General features: G+C 63.0%; 23 protein-coding genes. 14 read left to right on the top strand and 9 right to left on the bottom strand.

Features of this window, described 5'->3' with window-relative positions:
- Positions 1 to 252: 252 nt before the first annotated feature.
- On the top strand, positions 253 to 507 hold the full coding sequence (locus MTR72_RS12215) for a DUF3551 domain-containing protein (RefSeq protein WP_280963987.1): 255 nt from the start codon (positions 253 to 255) through the stop codon (positions 505 to 507).
- 19 nt (positions 508 to 526) lie between these two features.
- The gene (locus MTR72_RS12210) at positions 527 to 1006 is read left to right on the top strand and encodes a DUF3551 domain-containing protein (protein WP_341510381.1); all 480 of its coding nucleotides are present in this window, start codon (positions 527 to 529) and stop codon (positions 1004 to 1006) included.
- 371 nt (positions 1007 to 1377) lie between these two features.
- Here MTR72_RS12210 and MTR72_RS12205 read toward each other — a convergent pair whose 3' ends face one another.
- Positions 1378 to 1542, bottom strand: coding sequence for a hypothetical protein (locus MTR72_RS12205; RefSeq protein ID WP_280963990.1), 165 nt, complete (start codon positions 1540 to 1542; stop codon positions 1378 to 1380).
- 354 nt (positions 1543 to 1896) lie between these two features.
- Here MTR72_RS12205 and MTR72_RS12200 point away from each other — a divergent pair, with 354 nt between their 5' ends.
- From MTR72_RS12200 to MTR72_RS12185, 4 genes are all read left to right on the top strand, one after another.
- On the top strand, positions 1897 to 2106 hold the full coding sequence (locus MTR72_RS12200) for a hypothetical protein (RefSeq protein WP_280963991.1): 210 nt from the start codon (positions 1897 to 1899) through the stop codon (positions 2104 to 2106).
- 42 nt (positions 2107 to 2148) lie between these two features.
- Positions 2149 to 2310: a hypothetical protein gene (locus MTR72_RS12195; protein WP_280963992.1), complete on the top strand. Its 162-nt coding sequence runs from the start codon at positions 2149 to 2151 to the stop codon at positions 2308 to 2310.
- A 10-nt stretch (positions 2311 to 2320) separates the two neighbouring features.
- Complete coding sequence (locus MTR72_RS12190; protein WP_280963993.1) at positions 2321 to 3217, top strand: ketopantoate reductase family protein; 897 nt, start codon at positions 2321 to 2323, stop codon at positions 3215 to 3217.
- 525 nt (positions 3218 to 3742) lie between these two features.
- Entirely contained in the window at positions 3743 to 4042 is a 300-nt protein-coding gene (locus tag MTR72_RS12185; RefSeq protein ID WP_341510380.1) for a hypothetical protein, read from the top strand.
- A 372-nt stretch (positions 4043 to 4414) separates the two neighbouring features.
- Here the strand turns inward: MTR72_RS12185 and MTR72_RS12180 are convergent, their stop codons facing one another.
- Positions 4415 to 5701: a hypothetical protein gene (locus MTR72_RS12180; protein ID WP_280970986.1), complete on the bottom strand. Its 1287-nt coding sequence runs from the start codon at positions 5699 to 5701 to the stop codon at positions 4415 to 4417.
- Between the two features lie 179 nt (positions 5702 to 5880).
- On the opposite strand from MTR72_RS12180, the gene MTR72_RS12175 reads away from it, so the two are divergent.
- The 4 genes from MTR72_RS12175 to MTR72_RS12160 all read left to right on the top strand — a co-directional run bounded on the left by MTR72_RS12175 (position 5881) and on the right by MTR72_RS12160 (position 7611).
- The gene (locus MTR72_RS12175) at positions 5881 to 6108 is read left to right on the top strand and encodes a hypothetical protein (RefSeq protein ID WP_280963996.1); all 228 of its coding nucleotides are present in this window, start codon (positions 5881 to 5883) and stop codon (positions 6106 to 6108) included.
- A 25-nt stretch (positions 6109 to 6133) separates the two neighbouring features.
- Positions 6134 to 6295, top strand: a complete 162-nt coding sequence (locus MTR72_RS12170) for a hypothetical protein (RefSeq protein WP_280963998.1) — start codon at positions 6134 to 6136, stop codon at positions 6293 to 6295.
- A gap of 702 nt (positions 6296 to 6997) precedes the next feature.
- Positions 6998 to 7279 (top strand): hypothetical protein, encoded by a 282-nt coding sequence (locus MTR72_RS12165; RefSeq protein WP_280963999.1) that lies wholly within the window; start codon positions 6998 to 7000, stop codon positions 7277 to 7279.
- A 149-nt stretch (positions 7280 to 7428) separates the two neighbouring features.
- The gene (locus MTR72_RS12160; protein ID WP_341510379.1) at positions 7429 to 7611 is read left to right on the top strand and encodes a hypothetical protein; all 183 of its coding nucleotides are present in this window, start codon (positions 7429 to 7431) and stop codon (positions 7609 to 7611) included.
- Between the two features lie 108 nt (positions 7612 to 7719).
- On the opposite strand, the gene MTR72_RS12155 is transcribed toward MTR72_RS12160, so the two are convergent.
- The 3 genes from MTR72_RS12155 to MTR72_RS12145 all read right to left on the bottom strand — a co-directional run bounded on the left by MTR72_RS12155 (position 7720) and on the right by MTR72_RS12145 (position 9136).
- Positions 7720 to 8436, bottom strand: coding sequence for a hypothetical protein (locus tag MTR72_RS12155; RefSeq protein WP_280964001.1), 717 nt, complete (start codon positions 8434 to 8436; stop codon positions 7720 to 7722).
- A gap of 172 nt (positions 8437 to 8608) precedes the next feature.
- On the bottom strand, positions 8609 to 8848 hold the full coding sequence (locus MTR72_RS12150) for a hypothetical protein (RefSeq protein ID WP_280964002.1): 240 nt from the start codon (positions 8846 to 8848) through the stop codon (positions 8609 to 8611).
- A gap of 63 nt (positions 8849 to 8911) precedes the next feature.
- A complete protein-coding gene (locus MTR72_RS12145) occupies positions 8912 to 9136 on the bottom strand; it encodes a hypothetical protein (RefSeq protein ID WP_280964003.1) in 225 nt (74 codons plus the stop codon).
- A 268-nt stretch (positions 9137 to 9404) separates the two neighbouring features.
- Between MTR72_RS12145 and MTR72_RS12140 the strand changes: the two genes are divergently transcribed.
- Complete coding sequence (locus tag MTR72_RS12140; protein WP_280964004.1) at positions 9405 to 9758, top strand: DUF6481 family protein; 354 nt, start codon at positions 9405 to 9407, stop codon at positions 9756 to 9758.
- Positions 9759 to 9871: 113 nt separating this feature from the next.
- Here MTR72_RS12140 and MTR72_RS12135 read toward each other — a convergent pair whose 3' ends face one another.
- On the bottom strand, positions 9872 to 10099 hold the full coding sequence (locus MTR72_RS12135) for a pentapeptide MXKDX repeat protein (RefSeq protein ID WP_280964005.1): 228 nt from the start codon (positions 10097 to 10099) through the stop codon (positions 9872 to 9874).
- A 338-nt stretch (positions 10100 to 10437) separates the two neighbouring features.
- Here MTR72_RS12135 and MTR72_RS12130 point away from each other — a divergent pair, with 338 nt between their 5' ends.
- Genes MTR72_RS12130 through MTR72_RS12120 form a run of 3 tightly spaced genes read left to right on the top strand, consistent with a single transcriptional unit; the run spans position 10438 to position 13366 of the window.
- Complete coding sequence (locus MTR72_RS12130; protein WP_280964006.1) at positions 10438 to 11460, top strand: TRAP transporter substrate-binding protein; 1023 nt, start codon at positions 10438 to 10440, stop codon at positions 11458 to 11460.
- Positions 11457 to 12011, top strand: a complete 555-nt coding sequence (locus MTR72_RS12125; protein WP_280964007.1) for a TRAP transporter small permease — start codon at positions 11457 to 11459, stop codon at positions 12009 to 12011. Before MTR72_RS12130 ends, MTR72_RS12125 begins: the two co-directional genes overlap by 4 nt.
- Positions 12008 to 13366: a TRAP transporter large permease gene (locus MTR72_RS12120; RefSeq protein ID WP_280964008.1), complete on the top strand. Its 1359-nt coding sequence runs from the start codon at positions 12008 to 12010 to the stop codon at positions 13364 to 13366. Before MTR72_RS12125 ends, MTR72_RS12120 begins: the two co-directional genes overlap by 4 nt.
- A gap of 92 nt (positions 13367 to 13458) precedes the next feature.
- Here the strand turns inward: MTR72_RS12120 and MTR72_RS12115 are convergent, their stop codons facing one another.
- Genes MTR72_RS12115 through MTR72_RS12105 form a run of 3 tightly spaced genes read right to left on the bottom strand, consistent with a single transcriptional unit; the run spans position 13459 to position 17983 of the window.
- Complete coding sequence (locus MTR72_RS12115) at positions 13459 to 14367, bottom strand: hydroxymethylglutaryl-CoA lyase (RefSeq protein ID WP_280964009.1); 909 nt, start codon at positions 14365 to 14367, stop codon at positions 13459 to 13461.
- Positions 14367 to 16376 (bottom strand): acetyl-CoA carboxylase biotin carboxylase subunit, encoded by a 2010-nt coding sequence (locus MTR72_RS12110; protein WP_280964010.1) that lies wholly within the window; start codon positions 16374 to 16376, stop codon positions 14367 to 14369. The genes MTR72_RS12115 and MTR72_RS12110 overlap by 1 nt, the downstream gene beginning before the upstream one ends.
- Positions 16377 to 16378: 2 nt before the next feature.
- Complete coding sequence (locus MTR72_RS12105; protein WP_280964011.1) at positions 16379 to 17983, bottom strand: carboxyl transferase domain-containing protein; 1605 nt, start codon at positions 17981 to 17983, stop codon at positions 16379 to 16381.
- Positions 17984 to 17995 lie beyond the last annotated feature (12 nt).

Below are 17995 nucleotides of genomic sequence, written 5' to 3'. Positions count from 1 at the left end.
GCGTCTGGCAAGGCCGGCGGATTTCTGGCACCCGACTCGCCTCCTATTTGGTTGTGGGCCGGTGTGAACTCGGAAGTTCTGCCGCGCCAGCGCGTCGAACGGAGTGCCTGCGCACCAGATTGGGATTATCGCCGCATGCGCGACGAGGTGCCCCGAATGCACACGGTTGGGGGATTGCGGCGCCAATCCCTATTTCAGCGTTAGTGCGGAGCTGCCATCCAACCCCAGCCGCCAATTCCCAAGGAGGTTCTGATGCGCATTCTGACCTTTGTGATTTTGGCAATCGGGACGCTCTCAATAGGGCCGGCGGCGGCCCAGACGTACGATGCGGCTTATCCGGTTTGCCTACACGTGTATCACCCGGAAGCGAACTATTACGAATGCCGCTACACCTCGCTGCCCCAGTGCAACGCGACGGCATCGGGCCGCGGGGCTCAGTGCGTCATCAATCCGTATTTTGCGAACACGCGAGTGCCTGCGGGACGATACTATCGCCGCGTCTACTAAAATAGTTTCCCGGCGGGAGATGAACGTGTCTGAATGGCTACCGTTCGAGGTCCACCCGCACATGGCTGCGCTACGCCTGCGGCTTCGCGCTGACAAACAAGGGCCACGACACCCGCACCACAAGACGGCAGCGAATTCGGGAAAACGTCGGGCGTTGTGTACGCGCCCAGATTTTGAGAACTTCGCGATTGTGCCCCGTTGGCGCGTCTATCAGGCTCCCAAAAATGATCGATCTGAGATGAGGCCGGCGATGCGCAGACTGCTACTTTGGCTATTGCTGAGCGGTGCGGTGTTGTCGGTAGTCGTGCCCGCCGCAGCGCAAACCTACGATTCCAGATTTCCGGTCTGCCTGCAAAGGTGGGTCTGGGGTGGCGGCACATATTTCGAGTGCAAGTTTACATCATGGGATCAGTGCCGAGCAGCGGCATCGGGACTTCCGGCCATGTGCTTGGATAATCCATATTGGCCGCAAGGGTCGCCGCGCGGTCGCGCCTATTGATGACAGGGCAGCCTTGGTGGCGGAAGGTGACCGAGGCTTTCACGCATATTCCACTCGAAGCGGTTGGATCGAATATCGGCCGCCTGGCCTTCAGAGGACCCGCCCCCACAAACAAGTCGATCCTCTAGGCGATCATCCACGGCATTTTGGGCTGGCTGTACGTGATCTACTGCGCACCGTTTCGATCGTAGCCTTCGCCGATGTGCAATCTCTAACAGCATCACGATCAACAAAGCAGCGATCATCAACCTATTTCGCGCGATCAGCCGCTACGTTGGCAACCTGTCGCCGCTTCCCGCAGCGCTCACATAATGCTTCAACCAACCGCGCCGCGGACGAGGTGATTTGGCCTTACTGCCGCGAACCATGGTCTAGTGCAGCGTGCCTCTGTGCGGTGGAGTGATGTCGGATTGTTCATAGAAGTATTGCAACTCGGCCTCGAGCCGCTCGTTGAGCCGGAGGAGCGCCTGTAAGGCCCCGTGAACGTCGCCCCGGTGTTCTTCGATCAATCTGTCTATCAGCTCGTTAATCGGCATCGTTGACTCCCACGGCGTTTTGGTTCCATCAACCGCGCCTCTTGGGTTCAACTTGCCTTTAATCCACAGCTTGTTCCCTTGCCTGGGGTGCAAGCCATGAGGCGTTCACCGCGACGCGATGCGGAAATTTGTTGGTGTGTACGTGTGACATCCGAACAACATACAAGCAGAAGAACGCGCCAGATTGGATGAACACCGGGAATCTTCCCCGCTATTCACAGGATGCGGACCGAAAGACAGGTGTTATTGTCAAAGCGACAGTGCTGCGATGAAGCGGCTAAAAAAGCCCAGCGTGAATTTTTCAACTGCCCTTTTGCACCGAAACGACAACGTTAAATTGGCTCGGGGTGGCACATGTTTGACGTTTATTTAAACGAAAGACGGGACTTGCTCGTCGTTAGTAAGGGACTTCCTATACCCCCACACAAGTCGGGGCGATGGCGCAAATCCAAGAAGAAGGTTCGCAAAGTTAGTGACGAGATCAAGTCGGCGGTTCAAAGGCAAGGCTACTACATGCGGAAGCTGAGCGACGCAAAGGGGGTCCTCACGTCTACTGATCGCTGAGCGAACGCGGTGCTGGTGTCAGTCCACCCGAAGGCTAGGCCGATGATCCTGACTTTCGACAAGGAGCGTGACGTGTTGTTGCACGCGCCGTGGGACGAAGCGAAAGTCTTGCTGCGCCCCTGCCCGACGACGATCCAAGGATCGTCGCGCGACGCGCCGACAAAGAAAGCAAAGCTGCCGCCTGACAGACTACTCAGCCATTAAGGGAGATGCCGTGCAAATCGCGATCGTCGGAGCTGGAGCAGTGGGCTGCTACTATGGTGGCCTACTGGCGAGGGCTGCGCATGATGTGATGTTCATCGGCAGGCAAACGCACGTCGATGCGATCAACGCGCATGGCCTCCTCCTGGAAACACAGAACTTCAAGGACTACTTGCCTGCCAGTGCGGCTACAGATGCAAGCTCCCTCGCCTCGCCAGACCTGGTGCTATTTTGCGTCAAGTCAGCCGATACGGAAGAAGCAGGTCGGTCTTTGGCCGGACGCTTAGGTCCGGAAACGTCTATCATCAGCCTCCAGAACGGCGTCGACAATCCGCAGCGTCTTCGCGCCGTCACTGGTCATCCTGTTATTCCTGCCGTGGTTTATGTCGGCAGCGAAATGGCCGGCCCCGGCCACGTCAGGCATCATGGCGGTGGCGCCCTCGTAATCGGCTCATCCCCAAAAAGCGAAGCGTTGGCCCAAACGCTGCGCGCGGCCGACATCCAGACGACCGTGAACGACGACATCGAGAAGGTCCTTTGGAGCAAATTGGTCACGAACTGCGCCTATAACGCGCTCTCTGCCGTGGCGGGCATCTCCTACGGACCGATGCTGGACGTCGAAGGCACGAGGGATGTTGTGGCCAGCGCGGTGCAGGAAGCCATCACCGTCGCCCGTGCTTGCGGCGTCCTCGTGCAGGAAGACCTGCTTGACCAGATATTGAAAATTCCGGCGGCCATGCCGAACCAGAAGTCGTCCACCGCGCAGGATCTCGCGCGTGGCAAACCAAGCGAGATCGACTTTCTCAACGGGCACGTCGTGCGCAAGGGTGCCGAATTGGGCATTCCAACACCGACTAATCGTGCCCTTCAGGTGATGGTGAAGCTGGCTGAGATGAAGCACAAACAGTGATGCGATGTGTGACGCTGGCCTCGACTTGGGTCGCTAAGATCCTGCACATGGCCCAATTCAAGTTGTTCTGGACGTTCCCTCAACAAGAGGAAGCCGAGCCCGCAATAGGATATAAGGCCGTCCAGCCAAGTGGCGCTATTGACGCCAAAGCGGAAGATTTCTGATCGGTGGAGGTCGTCCAGGGGTCACATCCGGAATAACTCGCGGTGAGCACAACGTGTCTGCCTTACACCGATGCGCTGACACAGCAGCGGGCTCTCAAGGAGGACTGCGTCCGGCCAAAAAGGCTGAATCATTGCGTGCTGGCATTTGTGGCATTTTAATCAGCATCAATTTTGGGATTGGCAGCCCGCTCTTCCTGCCCGTCGTTTTCACCTCAATGCCTTCTCACAAGGCGGCGGCTGAGGTGATTGGTGGCCGGGGAGATTGGTGGGATGCACCCAAGGACTTTGAACCCCAAAGCTCCTTCGCGCGACAGAACCTATGCCAGGGGGGCAAGCGGACATTCCTGAGTGAGTAGTTGTCATGCGTTTGAAGACACTCACGTCGCGTTTCCTTACCTGCATCGTGAGCCTCGCCGGTCTAATTGGGGCGCAGCAGGCATTTTCCTACCAGGCAGATATTAGCGCGAAAGCTGCCATAGTTGTCGATCAGGTTGCCAATCGAGCAGTCAAAGGTGACAGGCTGCCTGCTATGCGAGCGCTGCCTAACCGTCAAAATGGATTGCTCGCGCCAAAATCGCGTTTCGACGCGAATTGCAAGCCGCCGATTGATGTCGTGGGACGTTGTTTCGCCGACGCGAGATTGAACCAGAGCATAGCCTGAGCAGAGCAGCATTCCTCTCCGTCTACTCGGGGTCGATGGCATCTCCGATTTCAACGCGCTGCACTCGCGGCGACGTTGGCCCCGATCTATTTCCGGGCCGCCTGCCGGATGGACCTTGAGGGTCCGGGTTCCGAGCATCGCGATCGGCCGGACTATGGTGGAGCACTGGATCAAGGTGGCGGCGCGAACAGCACAGTTCACGCGCGGTGTTAGACGTGGTCGGTTGCTGACCTCTGGGGCGCCTGTTTGTCCATTTCGGCCAAGGACCCGCTGCACAAGGCTCGTGCTGGGATCGCCAGCCTCGCTATTGGTTGAAATCACTGTCGAAAAGCCGCCCGCTGCCTTCCTTCTGCCGGGTCGCGAAGGCTTCGCTCATCCCTCGACAAGCTCCAACTGATGCGTTGCCCACCACCTTGCAATCGCCGCGGTCAGATCATCCCACAGCGCGGTCGGTAGATCGGGGATGGCAACCCGAACGCTGTACTGACCGTTCGCCGAGTTATGAAACCACTCGGTCGCGGCGAAATCGAAACCGAAGCTGCCGGCGTGGCGAATTGGAAATCCCTTCCGGCTGAGATCGTCGCTCATGTCTTCGGCGGCTCGCCGCGCGGCTGCCTCATCGAGGAAGCGGGTCGTGCCGAGCGTCACATAGAGGCCGTGGGTGAAGTTGAGCTCGGCCGGCCACGCCGCGAGCTCGGAGGCAAAACATCGCGCGGTGCGACGGCCGTTGCGCAGGATGGCTGCAACACGTTTTTTCGCCAGCCTCTGATAGTCAGTTGTGCCGACATAGGGCGGGAAATGCGCTGGCAGGGCCGCGCCGCCAAGGAGCCGAATTGCGTTGCGGGTTTCCGCCGGCAGTTGTTCACGTCTTTTACCTCGTGCCCGAACGGCGCTCTCGTCCCAACGGACGAAGACCGCCGAGCCGAGGCGGCCATACTCGGCCCCAAGCGAATCCAGCTTGGTGTGGCTGCGCACCATGACCACTGGAATGTCCCACCTCCGCGCCCATCGCAGGACGCGCCGGATGCGGCCAGACCTGCTGGCAAAGCACGTCGTGTCGAAAACCAGGAGATCCAGCGTCGGGCTCGCGCAGCGCAGGATGGCCTCGAACGCGCTCGCATCAATGCATGAGTCAAGCAGGAGGACGCGGGGCGAGCATGACGACCCAAGCGCCCCATCGAGCGGATGCTCCACCGTGATCAGCCGGAAATGCCGGGCGTAGCTCTGGACGAATTCCAGGGTCTCGCCGTACGAGCCGGGCAGCGTGAGCATGTCCGCCTTGCCGAGGATTTCTGCGGACGCAAGAAGTAGCGCCGAGATCGCAGCCATGCCGGACGAGGTGTAGATCGTCTCCGAAGCGCCGAGATCCTCGGGATCATAGAATGGTGGGCCGCGCACCTCGAGATCCGCGCGCTGATAGTCGTATCTGAATGCGAATGGGCCGCTGGCAGGGCAACTCGTGTGCGACCACGCCGTCTCTGTCGCCTTCCAGTCATGCAGCGCGTGCTCGGCCCTCAGCGCCGCGGTGATCTGGAATTTGGACGTGATCACCTCCTCGACGGATCGAGGACAGGCGAAACGCAGCGGGCGTCTCAGACACTCATCGAGCAGCCTGAGTTCCTGATGCTTCCGTTGCAGATAGGCTCGGACGGTCTCCATGCGGATCTTGGCAGATGCGGTGGGAGACCAACGTTCGGTGATCGCCTTGGGTCCACCTGCGGCGATGGCCCGGGTTGCCATAGCATGTATCATGCAACGTGACCGTGCATGGAAATGTTCCGCCCGCACAGGAACAAACTCCACGGCAGGAAGGTAGTCCTGCGTAAGGGGAGTCCGCCATGAACAGGGTTATTGCAGTCGCCGCCCTCACTTTCATCTGCGGCCCGGCCTTCGCCCAGAACACAGGCCCTGCTCCGCAAACCGGCATGGAGCGGCCGGAGAATATGAACGGGGCCACGGAAAAGGGTTCGATGGACACGACCGGCATGAACGTGAACAGGGCCAATCAATCCGAGATGAAGGACACCTCCAAAGCCGCCCCCAAGAGGGACGAGAAGAGAAAGTAGACAGTTGGACCCAGATGTGGCGCCGATGAAGCCGACCAAGTCGCTCAAACAGCAGGCGCGTGTTGCGGAGAAGGCCGCTCAGCAGGTGGCGGATGCGTTTGTGGCCAACCAGATGAAGGCGCTGGCCTCCGCCTTCCGCGCCCAGGCCAAAGTCATGAAGAAGAACAAGAGGAAGAAGTCTTCGTAATTTCAGTACTTTGCTGATGGTTGCAAGGATATCGTACCGCTACTTATGCGATAGATCATTCTCTTTACGATTTCCGAGGAACGAACCTGCGAGCAGCGCGTTGCACACCGGAAATTGTGTAGTGCCGACTTGCCAGCCCCGGTCGGCTTTGAAGGACCCCGTGCTCGCCTCTCGAGCATGGGGTTTTTCTCATAGACGTTTCTGCAATCGCCTCCCCACCATCGCGCGTATCGGCAGCCGGCCGCCGACCGAATCTCGCCGCACGCGACTAGTCCGCCTGCTCGTCGCGACGCTCGCGCGCGAGTTGTTGCCAGGCCAGGGCAAGCTGAATCAACCTTTGCCGGTCGTCGCCTTCAGATGCCGCGGCCCGCTTCATTGCCGCCTCGGCCTCGCGCTGTGGATCGTACTTGGTACACATGAAGCCAAATCTACCCGGTCGATCTGAACAAGCGCATGGCAATTTCGTCCGTATGATTGCGGAGAGGATTTCACGGGCTGCGGTTGCCATCGGCCAATGATTCGCGTCGGACGAAACAGGTGAGGCTTTTCGGGTGCGATATGCCGTGCGAAAAGACCGGCGCAACCATCGTCGCGCCGGCTTTCGTGTTTTCGTTATCGCCTGAATGACGAGTTCAGCGGCCCGTCGACGGGTTCGGAGGCGGTGCGGGCTGCGACGGGTTCGGGCTTCCCGGCAGCAACGTGTTGCCCGATGGATTGATCGTCGTGTTCATCCCACCGGTCGCGCCGGTCGCTCCGCCCGTGCCGGTGCCTGTGGTGCTGGTGCCTGTGGTGCTGCCGGGCGAACCGGAGGACACGCCGCCGCTCGATGTGCCCACGCCGCCGGTTGAAGGCCCCGACGATGTGCCGCCTCCGGCGGAGCCGCCTGCGGTTTGCGCGAGAGCGGCTGTCGACGAGATTGCCAGGGCCAGGCTTAACGTGATCGCGGCCAGTTTCATGAAGTCACTCCTTCTGATCGCTTCGTGACTGGGAGTAAGCTCCAAGGCTTGCGATGGTTCTGAATACCTAGCGCACAAAGAGGTGAAGCGCGTTTGTGAATCGCGTCACAGCCTGCGCCGAGACGCCTCCGCTAAACAGCGCCACGACGCTCCGCGGAGCGCGACACAACAACATGGATGGCCGTTCACGTCATGACACCAGACGCCGAAACAGCAGCAGAGGCTGACGCAGCAGCCTCGCCACGGGGACCCGACCTGTTCGGTGTCGCCTGTCTCGCAACGATCGCCATCGTAATGACCGCCAGGATCGGCGGGCTGATCTGGCTTGCAGTGACGCTCCTGAACCGGCTCGCGTCCTAAGGTGCGGCGAGTCCAGGCCGAGGCAACATCATCGGCCACCAACGTCCGCAAAAACAAATGAGGCGGGCACCGGCCCGCCTCATTCGGATCAAACGTTCAGTCAGAGGGTCAGTAGCACGCCCGGGGATCGGCGAGCACATACTGGCCGTTGGGGTAGCGGTAGTAACAGTTGCCCTCGGCCAGATAGTAGCCAGGCCGCGAGGCGGCCGTCGCACCGGCGATCGCGCCGGTCGCGCCGCCAAGAACGGCGCCAGCGGCCGCGCCGGTTGCGTTGCCCGAGAGCAGGCCGCCGAGCACGCCGCCAACGATGGCACCGCCAAGGGCGCTCGCGCCGGGATCCGCCGGTGGCGGTGGAGGCGGCGGGGGTGCATAAGCGACCGGAGGCGGCGGCGGCGCATAGGCCACCGGCACGTCATCGACATACTCCTCGGAGATGTAGGCGGGCGGGCCATCCATGCGCTGCGGATAGTAATACCAGACGCCGCCGACATCCCACCACCAGCCCGAGCGGCCGTTGTGGACCTCATGGCGCCAGCGTCCGCCTTCCCAGGCGAGATTACCACGATACCTGTGTCCGCCCCAATCGCGGGCCGGCGCGGCGCCACGGGCCACGTACCATCCCGGCGGCGGACCACCCGCCCCGTGCTGAGGCGCGGGCCGGGCCGCCTGCTGCGGCGGCGGGCCTTTGCGGGTGTTCTGCGGAGCGTTCTGGGCCGGCGGTGCGCCGGCGCCCGGCCCCGGCTCCTGTGCCTGCACCGAAAACGCGAGCAGCGACATGGCCGAAACCAAGGGAACGATGATCTTCATGCGGCTGGACGCACTCATTGGTGCCTGACCCCCTACTTCTCGACGGCCCTGATCCCTGCGCGATAGACGATTCTCACGCGACAAGGGTGATGCCGGCCGACATAACTGACCTGCCTGAACGGCGAAGTCTCGTTACAAATGATTAGGATCACGGCAATTTTTCGTCCGGATCGGGCTGTTGGAACCGGCCTCAGCGGGCGGGTTCGATCACATTGCAATTGGTGCGGCCCGACATCAGGCAGTCCTGCATCTTGCTGGCGGCCGTGAGGTCGCGGGCAAGCCACAGGCCGACGCCGAGGATCACCGCAGCAATGATCAGGCCTGCGAGCGCCGCGCGGCGGCTGTCACCGGACTGGGGATTGGGCGGAGGGTTGGACCGGGCCTTGCCAGCTTGCGGCTTGGGTTTCTCGCCTGGTTCGGGCTTGGGCATGGCTACCTTGTCGCGCGGGTGGACGGCGCTTTATCACCTCTGCGACGTCGCGTCACATCTCGATCAGCCCCTGGTCGGCCTGACGGCATCCTTGCGCGAGGTTTCGACGGCCGGGGCCACCCGCGGTGCGCAGGTGGTGAGCACAAACGCAGTCTGGGTGCACTCCCAATTGCCACCCAGAACGGCACTTTCGATCGGTTGAGGACGGGTGAGCAGCAGCGCCGCTCCCGCGAGCGCGGCCGCGGCAAAGGTGATTGCGATCGCCTTCAGGCTCGGCCGGAAAGTCATGCCCGTGCTCCGTCTCGTTGCGGGACGGGACGCTAGGCGCCCGCCTCCGTGCTCCCATATGAGGGACATCACAATTCGGCAGTTTTTCCAGGCTACGAACGATCGGCTAGTCCAGCGATTTTTCGTCTACCTGATCGGCTGCGATTATGGGTGGCTTCGCGACGCGCGTGGTTGTACACGCATGTCCGTCGCGCGGCGCGCTTCGTGCGGCCGGCGTACCCACAGGCACTGATGTAGGATTGAAAGCGAGGAAGACAAGGCTCGTTAGATGAGTGGATTCAGAGAACCCGGCTTCGCAGACCGGCAAAAGGCGGCACAGGAAGCCCGCAAAAATCTTTTGAACAAATTCAAGTCTCAGCCGGGGCCCGACGATCCCGCGGTCGTGGCGCGACGCGCCGAGCGCGAGGCGATTGCCGCGAAGCGCGCCGAGGCAAAGGCGGCGCGCGAGGCGGAAAAGCTCGAGCAGAAGCGCCGTGAGGAAGAGGCCGCGGCCGCGGAAGCCGCACGGATTGCCCGCGAGGCCGAGGAGGCGGCAGCCAAGCTGGCCGCGCTCGAAGCCGAGCAGAAGGCCAAGCGCGACGCGCGCTATGCCGCCCGCAAAGCCAAGGGCAAGCGGAAGTAGATCATTCCGGGGCGATGCGAAGCATCGGACACCAATTCGTCATTGCGAATTGTGGAATCTCGAGACTCCGGGGTCGCGCTATCGCGCGCCCCGGAATGAAGATGAAGACTCGATCAATTCTTCTTCATCATGCCCTCGCCTTTCTTCATGCCGTCTTTCGACATCGTGTCCTTCTTCATCCCGTCGTCCTTGGACATGGTGTCCTTTTTCATCCCGTCCTTGGACATCGTCTCCTTCTTCATCGAGTCCTTCTTCATGTCATCCATGGCGAAGGCGGGCGCGAAGGCCAGGCTGAGCGAGAGAGCGGCGGCGCCGAGCGCGATCGGGGTGCGAATGGTCATGGTTCAACTTCCCTTCGAGATGGTGTTTGCCAGCGACGGATGCCGCTAATCCTGCTCGACGGATTGCGGACCGGGTTTGTTACGCGCACCGCACGTATTTTTCCGGATAACTCCGGTGGCCGGGATTTCATGCCTTCGACACAATTTCGCCGGGTGGCCCGTGCTAGTGCCGCGGACCGCCGAGGGCGAGTGTGCAGCGCACCAACGCTGCGACTTGCCGCCGCATTCGGTCTCGAACTATCAGACTAGAGAATATCGGGTGAAAGACCGGCTAGGATGGGCTGCCGGTCTCATGACCTACCCAATTCAAGCAAAGAACCGTCCAAGGGGATCGATCCATGTTCACGCGCCGCCACCTGCTCGCGACCGCCGTCGCGGCACCCGCCATTCTCCGCTTCGGCATAGGCACCGCGCATGCCGCGACCACGCTGAAGATCTCGCACCAGTTCCCGGGTGGCACGATCGATAAAGGCGATTTCCGTGACCGGCTCTGCCGCATGTTCGCGGCCGAAGTGGCCAAGCGCAGCAATGGCGACATTGCCGCCGAAATCTATCCGAACTCGTCGCTGATCAAGACCAACGCGCAGTTCTCCGCGATGCGCAAGGGCGCGCTCGACATCAGCCTCTATCCGATGCCGTATGCCGGCGGCGAACTGCCGGAGACCAATATCGGCCTGATGCCGGGTCTTGTGACCACCTACGACCAGGGCCTGCGCTGGAAGAAGGAGCCGGTCGGCAAGGCGCTCACCGACTTCCTCGCCGACAAGGGCATCATCCTGCTCACCTGGGTCTGGCAGGCCGGCGGCGTCGCCAGCCGCTCCAAGCCGATCGTTGCGCCCGAGGACGCCAAGGGAATGAAGGTCCGCGGCGGCTCGCGCGAGATGGACATGGTGCTCCAGACCGCCGGCGCCTCGGTGCTGTCGGTGCCCTCGAACGAGATCTACGCGGCGATGCAGACCGGCGCGTGCGACGCCGGCATCACCTCCTCGACCAGCCTGATCTCGTTCCGGCTCGAAGAGGTGGCGAAATCGCTGACGTCCGGCGCGGGCGCCTCCTACTGGTTCATGCTCGAGCCGCTGATGATGTCGAAAGCGATCTTCGACAAGCTGCCGAAGAACCATCAGGATATCCTGCTCGCCGTCGGCACCGAGCTCGAGGCCTTCGGTCGCAAGGGCGCGCAGGACGACGACGTCGAGGTCGCCAAGGTCTATGAGAAGGCCGGCGCCAAGGTCAGCGCGCTCGATGCCGCGACCGTCGGCAAGTGGCGCGACATCGCCCGCGATACCGCCTGGAAGGATTACGGCGCCAAGACCGCGACCGCGGCGAAACTGCTCAAGCTCGCCTCCGACGTCGCAGCATGATCCACGGTCCGCTACCGGATCGTGACGAACCGACGAGCGCTGCCGCCGGCAATAGCCCGGCGGCCGCGCTCGATCGCGCTCTCGCCATCCTCAACAACGTCATCGTCGTGTTCGCGGCAGTCGCGCTGGTCGCAGCCTGCGCGATCCTCAGCTACAGCGTCCTGAGCCGGGCCTTGTTCAAGGCCGCCAACTATTGGCAGGACGAGGCCGCAGTGTTCCTGCTGGTCGGCGCGACCTTCATGACGGCTGCCTATGTGCAGCAGAACCGGGGCCATATCGGCATCGAGGCCTTTGTCGGCCTGCTTTCGCCGCTGGCGAACAGGATCAGGCTCTGGCTCGTCGATGCAGCGACGTTCCTGTTCTGCGCCTTTTTCACCTGGAAATCCTGGACACTGGCGCACGAAGCCTATGTCGACGGCCAGGTCTCGAATTCTATGTGGTCGCCGCCGCTCGCCATTCCCTACGCGCTGATGGCGCTCGGCATGAGCCTGCTCTGCGTACAGATCATCGTGCAGCTTGCGCTGCCCTTCACCGGAGCCAGGCGGCCATGAGCGTTTTCGGTATCGGCGTTGCTTACGGCGTTGCGACGCTGCTGGTGATGTTCTCGGGCATGCCGATCGCGTTCGCGCTCGGCGCGGTCGCGGTCGTGTTCATGGGCATCTACATGCCCGCCGCCTCCCTCGATACGGTGACGCAGAACGTCTACGAGGAAATGGCCTCGATCACGCTTTTGTCGATCCCGCTCTTCATCCTGAAGGGCGCTGCGATCGGCAAGTCGCGCGCCGGCCAGGATCTCTACTCGGCGCTGCACGCCTGGCTGCATCGCGTGCCCGGCGGACTCGGCGTCGCCAACGTGTTCGCCTGCGCGCTGTTCGCGGCGATGGCGGGCTCCTCGCCCGCGACCTGCTCGGCGATCGGCTCGGCCGGCATCCCCGAGATGCGCAAGCGCGGCTATTCCGGCGGCTTTGCCGCCGGCATCATCGCCGCCGGCGGCACGCTCGGCATTCTGCTGCCGCCCTCGATCACGATGATCCTGTTCGCGGTGGCGGCGGAAAAGTCGTTGGGCCGCCTCTTCCTCGCCGGCATCGGACCGGGTTTGTTGCTGGTCAGCCTGTTCGGTGCCTATGCCGTGATCCGCTTCCGCAGGGAATATGCGGCGGCCGAAGCGATCTACAAGAACGGCGGGCCCGAGGCCGCGATCCTGACCCGCGACGAATATACGCTCGCCGAGCGCTTCAGCGTGTTGCCGCGCGTGATTCCCTTCGTGCTGCTGCTCACCGGCGTCATGATCGCGCTCTATGGCGGCTACGCCACGCCGTCGGAAACCGCCGGCCTCGGCGGTCTCTTGGCGCTGGCCCTGATTGCGGCCATTTACGGCGTATGGCGGCCGAGCGATCTCGGTCCCATCATGCGGTCGACGATCAGGGAATCGACGATGCTGATGATGATCATCGGCATGTCCCTGCTCTATTCCTACGTGATGAGCTATCTGCACATCTCGCAGTCAGCCGCCGAATCGATTGTCGCGATGCACCTGCCGCGCTGGGGCCTGCTGTTCGCCATTCTCGCCATGGTGATCGTGCTCGGCTTCTTCCTGCCGCCGGTCTCGATCATCCTGATGACGGCGCCGATCATCCTGCCGCCGTTGCGTGCTGCCAATTTCGACATCATCTGGTTCGGCGTGGTCATGACCATCGTGATGGAGATGGGGTTGATCCACCCGCCAGTCGGCCTCAACATCTTCGTCATCCGCAACGTCGCTCCCGACATCTCCCTGAGCGAGGTGATCTGGGGCACGCTGCCGTTCGTGCTGTTGATGATGGCGGCCGTGCTGCTGCTCTGCTTCGTGCCGGAGATATCGACCTGGCTGCCGGATCTGGTGATGGGGCCGGACGGGAGCAGGTGATGCTATTGTAGGGTGGGTTAGCGCAGCGTAACCCACCTCTTCTCGCGAATGTGTGAGAAAAGTGGTGGGTTACGCTGCGCTAACCCACCCTACTAAGTCGCGCGGCGCTTCTTTGCGTTCAGCGCATTGGCCACGCGGCTCGCCGCCGGCCGCCCGAGCAGCCGGCTGATCTCGTTGGTTGCCGCCAGCAGCTTCTCCATGTCGATGCCGGTGCTGATCCCCATGCCCTCGAGCATGTAGACGACGTCTTCGGTCGCGACATTGCCCGTCGCGCCCGGCGCGTAAGGACAGCCGCCGAGACCGCCGGCCGCGGAATCGATGACGCTGACGCCCTCCTCCATTCCTGCATAGAGATTGGCGAGCGCCTGGCCATAGGTGTCGTGGAAATGCATCGCGAGATTGGCGACGGGAATGTTGGCACTGACCGCACGCAGCATCTCCTTCGCCTTGGTCGGCGTGCCGACGCCGATGGTATCGCCGAGCGAAATCTCGTAGCAGCCGAGGTCCCACAGTGTCTTCGCGAGATCGGCAACCGCCTTCGGCTTGATCTCGCCGTCGAACGGGCAGCCCAGCACACAGGAGATATAGCCACGCACCTTGACGCCGTCGGCCTTGGCGTGCGCGAGAACAGGCTTGAACCGCTCGATGGATTCGGCAACCGAGCAGTTGATGTTGGCGCGTGAAAAACCTTCGGAGGCTGCCGCGAACACGGAGACCACTCTGGCGCCGGCGCCCCGCGCGGCCTCATAGCCTTTCTCGTTTGGCACCAGCACGTGGAATTCCGCTCCCTTCACGTGGCTCACGCCGCGCAGCACGGCATCGGAGCTTGCCATCTGCGGGATCGCCTTGGGCGAGACAAAGGCGCCGACCTCGACAGTATCCAGGCCGGCCGCGACCAGCGCCTCGACAAAGGCGATGCGGGCCTCGACGCTGATCGGCGTCTTCTCGTTCTGGAGGCCGTCGCGCGGCCCCATTTCAATGATGCGAACCTGATCGCTCATCATTCTTGCTCGCTCGACGGCTCGACCACGGCCAGCTCGACGCCTTCCTGCACGATGTCGCCGACCTTGCACTTGATCGCCTTCAAGACGCCGGCGAACGGCGCGCGCAGCGTCTGCTCCATCTTCATCACTTCCAGCGTCAGGATCGGCGCGCCCTTCTCGAGCTTGGCGCCCTCTTCAGCGAGCACGGCGACGACGGTGCCCGGCAACGGCGCCGCGATCTTGTCCTCGCCGACATGCTCCTCGCTCTCGCCGCCGAACGGATCAACCCAGTGCAGGTCGAAGCGGCCGTTGCGGGTGCGCAAATACACCTCGTGACCGTCGATCACGGCCGCGACCTGCGACTTGACGCCGTCGAGCGTGAGATCGAATCCGCCCTCGTTCGGCGTGATGGCAAAGGCGAGTTCGCGCTCGCCGATGACGAGCGTCGACGGACCGCTGCCATAGTTGAGCGCGATCTTCTGCTCGGGTCCATGCCCGACGCGGAAGGAAAAGCTGCGCTGGCGCCTGCCCACCGGCATCCAGCCAAAAGTGTGCCAGGGCGAACTCGCATCCGCCTGCGCGGCCTGGCGTTCATCGTTCACGATCGCGGCCACGGCGGCGCAGAGCTCGAACTCGCCGGGCGCGGTTGCGGCCGGCGTCAGGATCGCCAGCTCGCGCTCGATGAAGCCGGTGTCGATCGCGTTCGCCCGCACCTTCGGATGCGTCATCAGGGCGGACAGGAATGGGATGTTGGTGACGATGCCGCGGACGTCGCAGTCTTCGAGCCCGCGGTTCAGCCGCTCGATCGCGACATCCCGCGTCGGGGCCCACGCGATCATCTTGGCCAGCATCGCGTCGTAGTAAGGCGAGACGGCGTCGCCCTCGCGATAGCCGGCATCGATGCGCAAGCCGCCGGTTTCTGCCGGGAGCCGCCAGGTCGAGATCCTGCCGACCGACGGCATAAAATTCTTGGTCGGGTTTTCGGCGTAGACGCGCGCCTCGATGGCGTGGCCATTGAGCCGAATCTCGTCCTGCTTGAGCGGCAGTTCCTCCCCAAAGGCAACGCGCAATTGCCACTCGACGAGGTCGATCCCGGTGATCAACTCGGTCACGGGATGCTCGACCTGAAGGCGGGTGTTCATCTCGATGAAGAATACGTCCTTGCCGTCGGAGACGAACTCGATGGTGCCGGCCCCGACATAGTTCACCGCGCCCGCCGCCTTGCGTGCGGCAGCGCAGACGCTATCGCGCTGGGTGGCGTTGAGCGTCGGTGACGGCGCCTCCTCGATCACCTTCTGATGCCGGCGCTGCAGCGTGCATTCGCGCTCGAACAGCGACAGGAGATTGCCGTGGCTGTCGCCGATCACCTGCACCTCGATGTGCCGGGGATTGTCGACATATCTCTCGATCAGCATGGTGTCGTCGCCGAACGCGGCTTTCGCTTCGCGCTTGGCGCTGACGATCGCAGGACCCAGTTCAGCCGCCGAGCGCACGATGCGCATGCCGCGTCCGCCGCCGCCGGCCGAGGCCTTGACCAAAACGGGGAAGCCGATCCTCTCGGCCGCCTTCGCCAGCGTTGCATCGTCCTGGGCCTCGCCGTGATAGCCCGGCACCAGCGGCACGCCGGCCTTCTCCATCAGGGCCTTGGAGCCGGACTTGGAGCCCATCGCCGTCATCATTCCGGCGGTCGGGCCGACGAAGACCAATCCGGCATCCAGGCAGGCCCGCGCGAACTCGGCATTTTCCGACAGGAAGCCGTAGCCGGGGTGCACGGCCTCGGCGCCGGTCTTCCGCGCGGCTTCGATCAGGCGCTCGACGTTGAGATAGCTGTCGCGTGCTCGTGCGGGGCCCAGCAGCACGGCTTCGTCGGCGAGTGCGACATGCATCGCGTCGCGGTCGGCCTCGGAGTAGACGGCGACGGTGCGCAGGCCCATGGCGCGGGCAGTGCGGATGACGCGGCAGGCGATCTCGCCGCGATTGGCGATCAGGAGCGTGCGAAAGCGCCGGTAGAGGTTTGAGCGGTCCATCGTCACATCCTGAACAGGCCGAATTTCGTCGGTTCGATCGGCGCATTCGACGCCGCCGAGAGGCCGAGGCCGAGCACGAGCCGGGTGTCGGCAGGGTCGATCACGCCATCGTCCCACAGCCGCGCCGTCGCATAGTAAGGATGGCCCTGGCTCTCATATTGCGCGCGGATCGGGCTGCGGAATTTCTCTTCCTCCTCCTTCGACCAGCTATCGCCCTTGGCCTCGATGTTGTCGCGTCGGACCTGGCTGAGCACCATGGACGCCTGCTCGCCGCCCATCACGGAGATACGGGCATTCGGCCACATCCAAAGGAAGCGAGGGCCGTAGGCGCGGCCGCACATGCCGTAATTGCCGGCGCCGTAGGAGCCGCCGATCACGACGGTGAATTTCGGCACCGAGGCGGTCGCTACCGCCGTCACGAGTTTCGCGCCATCGCGCGCGATGCCACCCGCCTCGTACTTCTTGCCGACCATGAAGCCCGTGATGTTCTGCAGGAACACGAGGGGAATGCCGCGCTGGCAGCACAGTTCGATGAAATGCGCGCCCTTGAGCGAGCTCTCGCTGAACAGGATGCCGTTGTTGGCGATGATGCCGACCGGAAAACCCCAGATGTGGGCGAAGCCGCAGACCAGCGTCGTGCCGTAGAGCTTCTTGAACTCGTCGAACTCGGAGCCGTCGACGACACGGGCGATGATGTCGCGCACGTCAAAGGGCTTGCGGCCGTCGACGGGTACGACGCCGTAAATCTCTTCCGCCGCAAACAGCGGATCGCGCGGCGGGTGCATGTTGAGGTTCGGCCGCGCCGACGGCTTCAGCGTTCCGACGATACGCCGGGCAATGCCGATCGCATGGGCATCGTTCTGCGCGTAATGGTCGGTGACGCCGGACTGGCGCGAATGCACGTCGGCGCCGCCGAGCTCCTCCGCGCTCACCACCTCGCCGGTGGCAGCCTTCACCAGCGGCGGGCCGCCGAGGAAGATCGTCCCCTGGTTGCGCACGATGATGCTCTCGTCCGACATCGCCGGCACGTAGGCGCCGCCGGCGGTGCAGGAGCCCATCACAATCGCGATCTGCGGGATGCCTTGCGACGACATCTGGGCCTGGTTGTAGAAGATGCGGCCGAAGTGCCGTTCGTCCGGAAAGATCTCGTCCTGGAGCGGCAGGAAGGCGCCGCCGGAATCCACCATGTAGACGCAAGGCAGATTGTTCTGCCGCGCGATGTCCTGCGCGCGCAGATGTTTCTTCACCGTCATCGGGTAGTAGGTGCCGCCCTTGATGGTGGCATCGTTGGCGACGATCACGCATTCGCGGCCCGAGATACGCCCCACGCCAGTCACGATGCTCGCCGAATGCACGTCGCCGCCATAGAGGCCGTAGGCGGCGAGCGGCGACAGCTCCAGGAACGAGGTGCCGGGATCGACCAAAAGGTCGACGCGCTGGCGCGCCAGCATCTTGCCGCGCGCAGTGTGGCGGTTGCGCGAAGCCTCGCCGCCGCCGCCGGCTACCTGGCCCAGCTTTTCGCGCAAGTCGGCGACGAGCGCGCGCATGGCATCGGCGTTGCGAGCGAAATCTGAGGACGATGGATCGATGCTGGAATGGAGCGGCATGTGGTCCCGGGG

Origin of the sequence: Bradyrhizobium sp. ISRA442, assembly GCF_038085055.1 — a bacterium.
In the GTDB taxonomy this organism is placed as follows: Bacteria; Pseudomonadota; Alphaproteobacteria; order Rhizobiales; family Xanthobacteraceae; genus Bradyrhizobium.
The sequence above is the reverse complement of the archived record's forward strand: the minus strand, read 5'-3'. Positions and strand labels throughout refer to the sequence as shown.